Below are 13,495 nucleotides of genomic sequence, written 5' to 3'. Positions count from 1 at the left end.
AATATATGAATAAAATAGGATTCAATGTTTTGGCATGGTCAGCCAATGTTTCAGAGGAATTATTTCCGATTATTGAAAGATTAAAAACCATTGGTTATGATGGCGTAGAGTATTTTGTGGGTGCAGCTGACGAAAATGCGTATAAAGTAGTAGGTAAACACTCGAAAGAACTTGGTTTAGAAGTTACAACGGTCACAGTTGTTAGCCCCGATGCCAATCCAATCAATGAGTCAGCAAGTGTGCGTCAGAAAGGTTTAGACCGAATAAAATGGGCAATCGACCGCTCTTATGATTTAGGTTCGACGGTTCTCTGTGGGCCTTTTCATTCTGCTCATGCACATTTTGAGGCTCATCCTGCTCTCGACGAAGAGTATAAAAGAGCTGCCGAAATTTTATATCAAGCAGGCGAACACGCCAAGCAAGCCAACATCATTTTAGCTCCCGAAGCCCTCAATCGTTTTGAGTGCTATTTGTGCAACACGATGGAACAATTATCAAAATTGATAACAATGGTTAACCACCCGAATGTTAGAGCCATGTTTGATACGCACCACGCCAATATCGAGGAGAAAAAATACGCAACGGCAATCAATACCATTGCTCCGTATTTGAGCCACGTACATATCAGCGAAAACGACCGAGGTACTCCCGGTGACGGACACGTTCCTTTTGATGATGCTTTTGCCGCATTATCTGCCGCAAACTATAAAGGCTGGCTAACGATTGAAGCTTTTTCAAGAAATGACCCAGATTTTGCCAATGCCATCAACGTATGGCGAGAATATAACGACCCGTGGCACATTGCCGAAGGTGGTTTGAAATTTATTAAGGAAATGTGTCAAAAACATGGATTGTGATTAGTTACTGGAAATTGGTTATTTGTTACTTATTGTTTTTTTATGTTTTAAGTTGGTGACTATCAGTTAATTAAATATCAAAATAAGCATTCGTTAGTAATTAATAGCCGTAAACCAGTAACCATTCTACCAATAACAAGTAACAAACAACTATTCACCCAATACAAAAATGAAAGCAAAATTGCCTTTTCGATTTGGTTCGGAAGTTTATACATGGTTTATGAGTGGCAACGGCCAAACGCACCAAGGGCGATTGGGTCACATGATAGAAGTGATTGCCAAAGCAGGTTTCACGGGCATTCAACCAATTTTTACTTGGATGGGCGATTTGGTTAATGCCGACCGTTTGGAGGCAAAACTAAAAGAACAAGGCATCGAACTGGCCGCTCTTGCATTGGCTTTAGAATGGAATGGAACGGAAGAATCTGAAAACGAAAAACAAATTGCTAATAATGCCATTGCATTGCTGGAGCGTTTTCCTGGAGCTGTTTTAAATACGGTTCAAATTCCAACAGGTCGCCACGATTTAGAAAATCGCCAGCGAAATTTAGTGAATATCGTCAATACGGTTTCAAAGAGAGCAGCAGAAAAAGGCATTCCTTGTAGTTTTCACCCTAATTCTCCGCACAGTTCAATCATTCGCACAGAGTCAGATTATAAAGTAGTTTTAGAATCATTGGATAGCACAGTAACTGGCTGGACACCCGACGTTGGTCATATCATCAATGGCGATATGAATCCACTCGAAAAAATGAAAGAATATGCCTCGCTCATCAATCATGTTCATTACAAAGACTGGAATGGTGAACCCGAATTTGCTTTAATGGGCAAAGGAAAAGTTGACCTTCTTTCGATTACTCAATGGCTCAAAGATATAAATTACAAAGGTTGGATTATTTGTGAAGACGAGGGCGAAGAGGCCTTAGAAGACCCAGATTTCGTAACTCTTCATGATGGAAATTGGATATTAAACGACCTAATTCCTAACCTAAAATAGTTGACTTGTATGCCATTCGTACAAACAAACGGAATCAATTTTTACTACGAAGAACGTGGTTCAAGCTCCGCACCACCTCTTTTAATGATAATGGGAATTACGGCCGCTGGTGCTGTTTGGGAGCCACACGCTGCTTATTTCGAGAAACATTTTAGATGTATCATCGGAGATAATCGTGGCGTTGGCTTAACTGATAAACCTGAAGGCGATTACTCAACGGCAATGATGGCCGATGATTATGCAGGTCTGCTTGATGAACTTAACATCGAAAATGCCCACATAATAGGCTGTTCAATGGGAAGTACCATTGCTCAGCAATTGGCAATCAGACACCCCGAAAAAGTAAAATCTTTGGTATTGATGTGTCCGTGGGCTCGTTGTGACAATGCCGCCAAAGGCATTTTTCAGCATATTGTCAATTGTAAAGCAAAGTTTAGTCCCGAAGAATTCAGTCTTTATATTCAACTATTGATTTACTCAAAAGCTTCATGGGACGATGAAAAGTTTGCAACCGAACTGGAAGAAGGTCGAAAAAGTGCTCATTTAGACCCAAACCCACAACCACTTCATGGACTAAAAGGTCAGGCGGCGGCATGTATCAATCATTCTGTGCTTGCTGAGTTAAGTTCAGTTTTGCAGCCAACTCTCGTAATCGGTGGTAAAGAAGATATTTTTACACCCGAGTGGATGGCCAATGAAATTGTGGCGACAATGCCCAATGCCGAGCTTTTCCTTTACGAAAAAGCGGGTCATGCCTTCCATTTTGAAAACGTGGAAGATTTTAATACTCGGGTTACAGACTGGTTTTTAGGTCATTAATAGGTTCAAATTAAAAACTTTGTCAATGAATTTTCAATGAGCGGAATTCAAAATTATAAAGATAAAATCTCAAATCATGCCCAAATGGGGGGCATCGAAACTTCCGTTCTTGACAATGGTTTATGTCGTGGAAATCGTATCGCTTGGATAAATACAGGAACTGGGCTGAGATATAAAGTGGTCATTGATAGAGGAATGGACATCGCTGAGGCGTTCTACAACCAACATAGCTTGGCATGGCTCAGTCATGGTGGATTTAACGCTCCACAACCCAACTCAGACCGAGGAATTGATTGGCTAAAAACCTTTGGTGGTGGACTCTTAGCGACTTGCGGACTTTCGCACGTGGGTGGCCCCGAAAAAGATGAGTTTGGCGAAAGAGGTATTCATGGAAACATCTCAAATCTTCCAGCCGAAATTATTTCCATTGTTCAACCCGACCCTGTTGTGGGAAAAATGGAAATGAGTATCACAGGAATTATCAAAGAAACCAAAGTTTTTGGACCAAGTCTCGAATTGAGAAGAACAATTTCTGGGGTTCTTGGTGAGCCAATGCTCAAAATTCACGATGAGGTTATCAATCGAGGAAACACGCCCGCTCCGCTGATGCTGATGTATCATTTCAACTTTGGTTATCCGATGGTTGATGAAGGTACAAAAATACTTTGGGAAGGAAAATGGAAACCCCGTTTTGGCGATGAAAATGCCAAGATTTTCAAAGAAGGAAACGATTTTAAAACCTGTCCATCACCCATCGACGACCATCTCGGTACTGGTGAAGAAGTAGTATTTATCGACCCAGATGTCGATAAGCAAGGAATGTGCGTTGCAGGACTTCACAATGAAAAAATTGGTCTGAGAGTAGAGATTAATTTCAAAAAAGACCAATTACCACACTTAGTTAATTGGCAACATTGGGGCAAAGGTGAGTATGTCACAGGCATCGAACCCGCCACCAATCCTCCAATTGGACAAGCCCAAGCAAGAGCCAATAAAGAATTAATTTTTCTGGATTCTTATGAAACAAGAAGTTTTGATTTAGAAGTGAGGGTTATTGAAAAATAGACTACGTAAAAAGTCCCATCGGGACAACAAATATTGTAGAGATGGGTTTCAACCCATCGAAAAAACAATAACAATAAGAACCGTAGGTTCGGAGCATATTAAATATGCCATCCCTACGGAATTCATAAATACACGATTGGATTATTTCAGTGGGTTAAAACCCACCGCTATAATATTAAACCGTCCCTCTGGGACTAAAAAATAAATTCAACCCTTCAAACATTACATTATGTCAAATTTAAGTATAGCACAAAAAGCTTTAGAACAAGGAAAAGGAATTTTACGATTAGCACCGACTTGGGTTCCACGTTCATTTTGTGTGCCAGGCCGCAGAATAAAACTTCACCCCGATGATTATTACGTACTTGGTGGTGTTCGTGGCGGAATCGACGAGCGTTGGCTTTCATCAACAACTCCTGCAAAAAATGGTCCATTAACTGGCGAAAATGAAGGTTTAAGCTTCGTTATTGTGGGTGATGAAAGAGTACTTTTGAAAGATGCCATCGACGAACTCGGTGCAGAAATCATCGGTGACCGCCTTTGGAATGAATACAAAAGTTGGCCTATGTACTCCAAGTTTTTTGATAATATGGGGCCTTTACCACACCATATTCACCATAACGACGAAGAAGCGGCCAAAATTGGTCAACTCGGCAAGCCCGAAGCTTATTATTATCCGCCACAATTAAATAATCATGGTGGAGATTTTCCATATACATTTTTCGGTATTGCCCCGGGAACAACTAAAGAACAAATCAAAGAATGTTTGATGAATTTCACAAAAGGTGATAATAAAATTACGATGTACTCGCAGGCGTTTCCATTAATTCCAGGAACTGGCTGGGATGTTCCTCCAGGAATGTTGCATGCACCAGGAAGTTTGTGTACGTATGAGCCACAAAAAGCATCGGATGTTTTTGCCATGTATCAATCTTTGGTAAATGAGGCAGTTATTCCAGAAGAATTATTGTGGAATGGCACACCTCCTGACCAAATTGGCGATTATGACCAACTAATGGGAGTAATTGACTGGGAATTAAATACTAATCCAAATTTACTCGAAACTCGTTTCATGCAACCAAAACCAGTAAGAGATGTGGCAGAAATGGAAGCAGAAGGCTATATTGAAAAATGGGTTTGTTATCGTTCAGAAGCATTTTCTGCAAAAGAATTGACTGTTTTTCCAGGGCAAACCGTAACAATTAAAGACAGTGCCGCTTACGGAATCATTATGATGCAAGGACACGGCAAAATGGGTGTTTGGAATATCGAAACACCAGCTTTGATTCGCTACGGACAACTAACAAACGATGAGTTTTTTATCACAGAAAAAGCAGCAATGGAGGGCGTAACAATCACGAATCATTCAGCCAATGACCCAATCGTAATGCTCAAGCACTTTGGACCTAACAACCCTGATTTAGTTTTATAATGATAGAAAGAGTGCCGCAGTGGAACTGAATGATGGAATGAATGAATATTTTATGAGAAGTTGCATTAATTATTAAACATTCGTTCAAAATTCTATCATTCGCTCACTCTATCATTCACTCATTAAAATATCAACCTAAAAATCTATTAAACAAATGGAAAATAATTATCCTAAACTCCACAATGCCACATGGCCGGGTATTGTAGGAAAAGGGCCAGACTCTGAGCCACCAATTTCGTTGGATACCATGCTCGAAATGACCGCCGCTGCCGAAGTAGGTGGCGTAAAATTCGATGGTGTGGACTTGGGTCTTTTCGACCCACATTATGACCTTGATACTTCTGACGATGCCATCAAAAGATTGGCCGATAAAGTTTCAAAGCACGGTCTTGAAATTGGAAGTTTGGTTGCTCCGATTTGGGGTGGACCAGCAATGGGAAGCAAAGAAGAACGAGCAAATTTTGTAGAAATGGTTCGTAAATCTTGTCATATCGGTCAAAAATTGCGTGAAATGGGCATTCGTCCAAACGGAATCGTTAGAATTGACTCAGCGAGTACACCTCACGCTTGGGCAGCTGACCCAGTTGGTAATACAAAATTAATTGCACAAACATTCAGAGAAGCCTGTGATGTAGCTGCCGATTATGGTGAAAGACTCGCTGCCGAAGGAGAAATCTGTTGGGGAGGAATGCACTCATGGAAAGCCATGATTGACACACTGGAAGCAGTTGACCGCCCGAATATTGGTTTCCAAGCTGATATGTCGCACACCACGCTTTACTTGCTCGGGTATAACGCCCCCGAAGCTCGAATTCTTCCCGAAGATTTCCAATGGGGAGATAGAGAAACGTTCCTTGCAGGATTAAGAAAATTAACTGATGCTCTTCGTCCATGGACAATAGATTTCCACGTTGCACAAAACGATGGAACGGTTCACGGGACAGGCTCACACGATAAGACTGGTCGCCACTGTCAAGCAACTGACCCGAATGGAAAATTGGATATTGCACACGATGCAGGTCTTTGGCTTCGCAATAATTCGGGCGAATTGACCAAAGCTTTCCGCCACATTTGTTGGGATGGCTGTATGTTTGATAATGCAGTAATGACCAAACAACAAACATGGAACGATATTTTGGCAGCCATGATAAATGTTAGAAAACAACATGGATGGTATGAAGCCTAAATTTATATAAGATATTAGACAAAAGACATGAGATAAATACTACTATTCTCTTGTCTCTTGTCTAACCTCTCCTGTCTAAAATTAATAAAACTATGTCAACGAAGAAACCTCTTAGAATCGGATTAATAGGAACGGGCCTTATGGGAAGAGCTCATTCTAATGGATATAATCGCATTACAAATTTTTTTCCTGAATTGGAATATACACCTGTATTGAAGGCCGTTTGCTCAAGAAATGCAGCAAAAGTACAAGCATTTGCCGACCAATGGGGTTTTGAATCTATCGAAACCGACTGGAAAGCACTCGTTGCTCGGGACGATATTGATGCCATTGACATTTGTACACCTAACGATTCGCACGCTGAAATCGCTTTGGCAGCGGCAGCCGCAGGTAAAATGATTTTATGTGAAAAACCATTAGCTCGTACTTTAGAAGAAGGGCAAATAATGGTTGATGCCATCGAGAAAGCGGGAACAGATGGCAAACCATTGAAAACCACTGTGTGGTACAACTACCGTAGAATGCCAGCGGTTACTTTAGCAAAACAAATCATTGAATCTGGAAAACTGGGTAAAATATATCATTACAGAGCTAATTTCTTACAGGATTGGACTATCAATGCTGACCTACCACAAGGTGGTGAAGGCTTGTGGAGAATGGATGTAGGTGCTGCGGGTTCGGGTGTAACTGGTGACCTTTTAGCTCACTGTATTGATACAGCCATGTGGCTCAATGGGGCAATTACCGATGTTTCTGCCGTTACTGAGACTTTTGTAAAAGAGCGTATGCACCAGCTAACTGGAAAAGTTGAGCCTGTTGGCATTGACGATGCGTGTATTTTCCACTGTCATTTTGCGAATGGCTCCCTCGGACTTTTTGAATCTACTCGTTATGCCCGTGGACATAAAGCTCTTTATACTTTTGAAATTAACGGTGCTGATGCTTCTATCCGTTGGGATTTACACGACCTTAATCGCCTCGAATATTTCGACCACCGTGATGATTCAATTGTTCGTGGATGGCGTTCGATTCATGTGACTGATGGCGACCAACCTTATATGAATAAATGGTGGATTCCAGGTTGTGGTATTGGTTATGAGCATAGTTTCATTCATCAAGTAGCTGATTTCTTGAAAAGCTTAGAAACTGGCGAAGATTGTTCTCCAACTTTCAAAGAAGCACTTCAAACCCAAAAAGTTTGTGCGGCAGTCATTGATTCGGCTAATTCAAGAAGTTGGAAAGATACGAATGTAGAAGGTAATTTTGTGTGAAAAATTAATTGAATTAATTCGTAGCGTTCGTTCTCAGTAGAGACAGGGCATTGCCCTGTCTCTACAATGCGAAAATTCCCCTAATTAATGCCCATTTTTGTATAAAATTGAAATGCCTTCAAACCCTCAAAATATCCTCCAAGTACAAAATCTCTCTAAATCGTTTTTAGGGGTGAAGGCGTTGGATAATATTCAATTTGACCTCCGAAAAGGCGAAGTTCATGCCTTAATGGGTGAAAATGGAGCAGGGAAATCGACATTTATGAAGATTTTGATGGGCTTGCTTAAACCAGATTCGGGCGAAATTATCTTTGAGGGAGAAATCCTAAAAAGCAATAGCGTTCACGAAAATTTACGGAAAGGAATTTCTATGATTCATCAAGAAATCCTTGTCGTTCCCGAACTAACCGTTGCTCAAAATATATTTTTAGGTCGAGAAACAAACTATCGAAGTTGGTTAAATGACAAAGCTATCAATCAAAAAGCCCAAGAAATACTCGATTTGATTGGTGTAAAAATCAATGCTCAGACCAAAATCAAAAATTTGAGTATTGCCGAAAAGCAAATGGTAGAAATTTCCAAAGCGATTTCAAACAACGCAAAGGTGATTATTATGGACGAACCTACATCGGCACTTACTGATAATGAGGTGACGATGCTTTTGAAAATCATCAAAGATTTGAAAGCAAAAGGAGTCGCAATTATCTATATTTCACACAAAATGGACGAAATATATGAGATTACAGACAGAATCACGGTTTTGCGTGATGGACAATACATCGCTACTAAAAACACAAACGAATTAGATAAAAATGCCTTAATTGCGTTGATGGTTGGCCGAGAAATAAACGACCTCTTTCCTGTCAATAATTCAAAAAAAGGAGAGAGAATTTTTTCGGTAGAAAATTTAAGTACAAAAGGCAAGTTTGAAAATATTAATTTTGAAATTAAGGCAGGCGAAGTGCTTGGCATAGCGGGCTTGATGGGAGCAGGGCGAACCGAAATAGCCAGAGCAATTTTCGGATTGGATAAGTATGATAGCGGAGAAATCATATTAAAAGGCAATAAGGTTGAAATAAAATCACCCGAAGATGCTATTAGAAATGGCATCGGATATGTGAGCGAAGACCGTAAGGCTTTGGGCTTTATTCCCGCATTGTCCATCAAAGATAATATCAGTTTGTCGAGTTTAGCAAACTTCTCAAAAGCATGGTTTGTCAATTCAAGTCACGAACACGAAGCGGCAACTCAACTATCAAAAGATTTAAAAATAAAGTCCACGAGCATCAATCAAAAAGTGATGACGCTCAGTGGTGGAAATCAACAAAAAGTAGTCATTGGTAAAGTTTTATTGACCTCGCCAACTCTGGTTATTTTAGACGAACCCACCCGTGGCATTGACATTGGAGCAAAATTTGAAATTTATAAATTGATTAATCAGTTGACTGATAAAGGAATAGCAGTCATTATGATTTCGTCAGAATTGCCCGAAATTCTTGGTATGAGCGATAGAATTATGGTTCTTTCAAAAGGAAAACAAACCGCTTTATTATCAAAACACGAGGCAACCCAAGAAAAAATCATGCAATATGCAGTGAACTGATTTACGATTTAGCGATTTTAGATTTACGATTGAATTAAGTTGGAAATCAATATAAATCGTCATTCGTAAATCATAAATCGTAAATTAAATCATGTTAAATCGCCTAAGGCAATACGGAATTTTTGTGGTATTTATTATTATTTGCCTCATTCTTTCCTTTATTTCACCCCAATTCTTGACGGTCTCAAACTGGACAATCATCATTACACAGGCATCTATAAATGCCTTATTGGCTTTTGGTGTAACTTTTGTAATAATTACTGGCGGAATTGACCTTTCGCTGGGTTCGATGGTAGCCGTAACAGGTGTAACAGCTGCAATGCTTGCACATCCTGATACTTTTCCTGTGGCATTGCCAATTTTTGCAGGCTTGCTGGCTGGGCTTTTGATGGGAGTTTTTAATGGTTTTATTATTACAAAAAGTAAAATTGCTCCATTTATAGTTACGCTTGGAACAATGACAATCGGACGAGGTTTAGCTTTAATTTTGAGTAAAGGTCGGCCTATTTCAAATCTTTCTGATTCATTCAATTTTATTGGTGGGGGCGAAGTTTTGGGTATTCCTTTTCCGATTATTGTGTTAATTATCATTTTTACTATTTGCTCAATTACCCTTAAAAAAACATTGCTCGGAAGATATATTTATGCAGTAGGTGGCAATGAGCAAGCAGCAAGAGCATCAGGAATCAACGTGAATCAGGTAAAAATGGCCGTTTATTCCATTTCGGGTTTATTGGCAGGTTTAGCAGGAGTTTTACTCACCTCAAGAATCACTACTGGACAACCAAATGCAGGAGCTGGTTTTGAGTTAGATGCCATCGCAGCAGCCGTTATTGGTGGCACATCTACTTCGGGCGGAACGGGTACCATGACAGGCACTTTGGTAGGTGTTTTGCTAATTGGAGTAATTAACAACGGTCTTGATTTACTCAATGTAACCTCTTATTATCAGCAAGTTGTGATGGGAATAATCATTATCGGAGCAGTTGTTTTAGATAGTTGGAATCAGAAAAAAGATTGACATGATTATATTATGTAGAGACAGGGCGACCGTCGCTCGGCAATGCCCTGTCTCTACCCCCAAAATCAAATGTTCTTTCCAAATTTTTATTAGCAAAATATATTTGAAAATAAACAGAAAAATGAAACACCTGTATTCAACTCTAATTATCACAGTTTTCTTATTTATCAGTTGTAGCCAGTCAAAAAATGCAGAAAATAGTGGCGATAAAAAAATCAAAGTAGGGGTTACACTGCTTAGTATGCAAAATGAATTCATTGTCAATATCAGTGACGAAATGAATAAAAAAGCTGAAGAATTGGGCGTTGAATTGATAAGTGTTGATGCCGAACATCAGCCATTAAAGCAAATCGAACAAGTAGAAAGCTTTATTGCTCAAAAAGTAGATGTTATTATTATGAATCCTTGTGAGGTAGAAGCAAGTTCGCCCGCAGTAACGAAGGCTTTGGCAGCAAAGATTCCTATTATCAACGTAAATTCAGCTACAAGTACCAAACCAACGGCTTTTGTAGGTTCAAATGATGTAGAATCGGCCAGAATTGCGATGAAATATATTGCTGAAAAATTGGGCGGAAAAGGAAACGTAGTGATGATTCATGGTTTTATGGGGCAAGCAGCTCAGATTCAACGTGAACAAGGTGCTAAAGAGATTTTGAAAGAATATCCTGACCTAAAACTTATCGCTCACCAGACTGGCGAGTGGGATAGAGCCAAAAGTATGGATTTAATGCAAAACTGGATTCAGTCTTACGGCTCAAAAATCAATGCAGTTTTTGCTCAAAATGATGAAATGGGACTCGGTGCTTTGAAAGCCTTACAAGATGCGGGCCTAAAAGATAAAGTAATTGTGGTAAGTATTGATGCCATTGCCGATGCTTTGCAAGCAGTGAAGAAAGGCACACTTGATGCTACTGTTTTTCAGAATGCTAAACAACAAGGGGCAGGAGCAATAGAAACGGCCGTGAAAATTGCCAAAGGACAACCTTACGAAAAAGAACTGATGATACCGTTTCAGTTGGTTACAAAAGAAAATGTTGGGCAGTTTTTGAAGTGATTTTAAAGAGAAAAAGAAGATTTTAAGCTATAATTTTAAAAAAATGAAAAATTCTAAGACTTTCAACCATGTAAGCTACTTATGGGATGATGCAAAAGCCGCTGAATTGGCGGGCGATGAAGTAGCTTTGTTTATATATCGTTCAAATATTCTCGGAGCAGATTTAAGATTGACAAATTATGGCGGTGGAAATACTTCTGTAAAAATCATAGACAAAGACCCACTCACAGGTGCTGATACCGAAGTGATGTGGATTAAAGGCTCAGGCGGTGATATTGGTACGCTCACAAAATCAGGTTGTGCAGCACTTTATATGGAAAGACTGCTAAACCTAACCAAAGTTTATCGTGGAATTGAGTTTGAAGATGAAATGGTTGAGCTTTTCAATCACTGTATTTTCGATTTAGCCTCAAAAGCTCCTTCAATTGATACGCCACTGCATGGGTTTTTACCATTCAAACACATCGACCACCTACACCCTGATGCCGCCATTGCCATTGCAGCGGCGAAAGATGGAAAGAAAATCACCGAAGAATTATTCAATGGCGAAGTGGGTTGGGTTGGCTGGCAACGCCCAGGTTTTGATTTAGGTTTGCAACTTCGCACTTGTTTGGAAGAAGCCGCTGGTCGTGGAATAAAATTGCGTGGAATTATGCTCGGTTCGCACGGACTTTTCACTTGGGGCGATACTGCTTACAAAAGTTATATCAACACACTTGAAGTTATTGAGAAATGTGCGGAATATCTGGAAAGCAATTATAAAAATGTTTTTGGTGGACAGAAAATAACTTCTTTACCCGCCGAAGAAAGAAAACATCAAGCAGCTAAACTTGCTCCGATTTTGAGGGGACTTTGTTCCTCTCACCGTAAAAACTCCCCTTTAGGAGCTGGGGGTATGATTGGACATTTTACCGACGATGCAAGAGTTTTAGAATTCATTAATTCAAATGATTTAGAGAAACTCGCACCGCTCGGAACATCATGCCCTGACCACTTCTTACGTACAAAAATCTCGCCTTTAGTACTGGAATTAGCTCCAAACGAAGATTTGAGCGATGTTTCGGCCATAAAAGCTAAATTGACACCCGCATTTGAGGCGTACAGGGCAATGTACACCGAGTATTACAATACTTGTAAGCATCCTAATTCTCCTGCCATGCGTGACCCAAATCCTGTCGTGATTTTATATCCAGGTGTGGGAATGTTTACTTTCTCGAAAGATAAAACAACGGCTCGTTTGGCATCAGAATATTATATTAATGCCGTAAACGTAATGAAAGGAGCGGAGGCTGTTTCGGAATATACTTCTTTACCACGCCAAGAAGCTTTTAATATCGAATATTGGTTGTTGGAAGAAGCCAAATTACAACGTATGCCAAAACCCAAAGCACTTTCAGGACGAATTGCATTGATTACAGGCTCAGCTGGTGGAATTGGTAAAGCAATCGCTAAAAAATTTGCCGAAGAAGGTGCGTGCGTAATCATCAATGACATTAATGAGGAGCGTTTGGAAGGTGCAAAAGCCGAATTTATCAAAACTTTTGGACGAGATGCCGTAGCAACTACTTTATTAAACGTAACCGATGCCGAAAGCACCGAAAAAGCACTTGATGCTGCTTGTTTGGCCTTTGGCGGAGTTGATATTGTGGTAAATAATGCAGGAATCAGTATCTCAAAATCTATCGCTGAGCATAGCCTCGAAGAATGGGATAGATTATATGATATTTTAGTAAAAGGACAATTCATCGTATCGAAAGCAGGTATCGAGGTAATGAGAAAACAAGGTTTCGGAGGTGATATTGTGAATATTGTTTCTAAAAATGCCGTAGTTGCGGGGCCAAATAATGCAGGTTATGGCTCGGCAAAAGCTGCTCAAGGTCATTTAACTCGCCTAATGGCTGCCGAAGTTGGAGGAGATAAAATTAGAGTAAATACTGTCAATCCTGATGCTGTTATTTCTGACTCTAATATTTGGGCAGGTGGTTGGGCCGAAGGCCGTGCAAAAGCTTACGGAATTACGGTTGAAGAATTACCAGCGTATTATGCCAAACGTACATTACTCAATGAAATTATCCTTCCAGTTGATATTGCCAATGCTTGTTTTGCTCTCGTTGGTGGACTTTTAAGCAAATCAACCGGCAATGCTATCAATGTTGATGGCGGCGTTGCAATGGGCTTTTATAGATAGAA

11 protein-coding genes are annotated in these 13,495 nt (G+C 40.0%); all 11 read left to right on the top strand.

What is annotated here, in order from left to right:
- Positions 1–5 precede the first annotated feature (5 nt).
- The 11 genes from IEX65_RS02245 (at position 6) to IEX65_RS02195 (ending at position 13,493) form a co-directional block, all read left to right on the top strand.
- On the top strand, positions 6–857 hold the full coding sequence (locus IEX65_RS02245) for a sugar phosphate isomerase/epimerase family protein (RefSeq protein WP_188764222.1): 852 nt from the start codon (positions 6–8) through the stop codon (positions 855–857).
- Positions 858–1,026: 169 nt separating this feature from the next.
- On the top strand, positions 1,027–1,854 hold the full coding sequence (locus IEX65_RS02240) for a sugar phosphate isomerase/epimerase family protein (protein WP_188764220.1): 828 nt from the start codon (positions 1,027–1,029) through the stop codon (positions 1,852–1,854).
- A gap of 9 nt (positions 1,855–1,863) precedes the next feature.
- Positions 1,864–2,673, top strand: a complete 810-nt coding sequence (locus IEX65_RS02235; protein ID WP_188764218.1) for an alpha/beta fold hydrolase — start codon at positions 1,864–1,866, stop codon at positions 2,671–2,673.
- A gap of 36 nt (positions 2,674–2,709) precedes the next feature.
- Positions 2,710–3,738: an aldose 1-epimerase family protein gene (locus IEX65_RS02230; RefSeq protein ID WP_188764216.1), complete on the top strand. Its 1,029-nt coding sequence runs from the start codon at positions 2,710–2,712 to the stop codon at positions 3,736–3,738.
- 229 nt (positions 3,739–3,967) lie between these two features.
- Positions 3,968–5,170: a cupin domain-containing protein gene (locus IEX65_RS02225; RefSeq protein ID WP_188764214.1), complete on the top strand. Its 1,203-nt coding sequence runs from the start codon at positions 3,968–3,970 to the stop codon at positions 5,168–5,170.
- A gap of 154 nt (positions 5,171–5,324) precedes the next feature.
- Positions 5,325–6,356, top strand: a complete 1,032-nt coding sequence (locus IEX65_RS02220; RefSeq protein WP_188764212.1) for a sugar phosphate isomerase/epimerase family protein — start codon at positions 5,325–5,327, stop codon at positions 6,354–6,356.
- Positions 6,357–6,448: 92 nt separating this feature from the next.
- On the top strand, positions 6,449–7,627 hold the full coding sequence (locus IEX65_RS02215; protein ID WP_188764210.1) for a Gfo/Idh/MocA family protein: 1,179 nt from the start codon (positions 6,449–6,451) through the stop codon (positions 7,625–7,627).
- 112 nt (positions 7,628–7,739) lie between these two features.
- Complete coding sequence (locus IEX65_RS02210; RefSeq protein WP_188764208.1) at positions 7,740–9,230, top strand: sugar ABC transporter ATP-binding protein; 1,491 nt, start codon at positions 7,740–7,742, stop codon at positions 9,228–9,230.
- Between the two features lie 91 nt (positions 9,231–9,321).
- Positions 9,322–10,251 (top strand): ABC transporter permease, encoded by a 930-nt coding sequence (locus tag IEX65_RS02205; protein ID WP_188764207.1) that lies wholly within the window; start codon positions 9,322–9,324, stop codon positions 10,249–10,251.
- Positions 10,252–10,372: 121 nt separating this feature from the next.
- The gene (locus tag IEX65_RS02200; protein ID WP_188764205.1) at positions 10,373–11,305 is read left to right on the top strand and encodes a substrate-binding domain-containing protein; all 933 of its coding nucleotides are present in this window, start codon (positions 10,373–10,375) and stop codon (positions 11,303–11,305) included.
- A gap of 43 nt (positions 11,306–11,348) precedes the next feature.
- Positions 11,349–13,493, top strand: coding sequence for a bifunctional aldolase/short-chain dehydrogenase (locus IEX65_RS02195; protein WP_188764203.1), 2,145 nt, complete (start codon positions 11,349–11,351; stop codon positions 13,491–13,493).
- The last annotated feature ends 2 nt before the right edge of the window (positions 13,494–13,495 follow it).

It is taken from the genome of Emticicia aquatilis, assembly GCF_014644295.1.
Lineage (GTDB): Bacteria > Bacteroidota > Bacteroidia > Cytophagales > Spirosomataceae > Emticicia > Emticicia aquatilis.
This window is presented reverse-complemented; position numbering and strand designations above follow the sequence as displayed.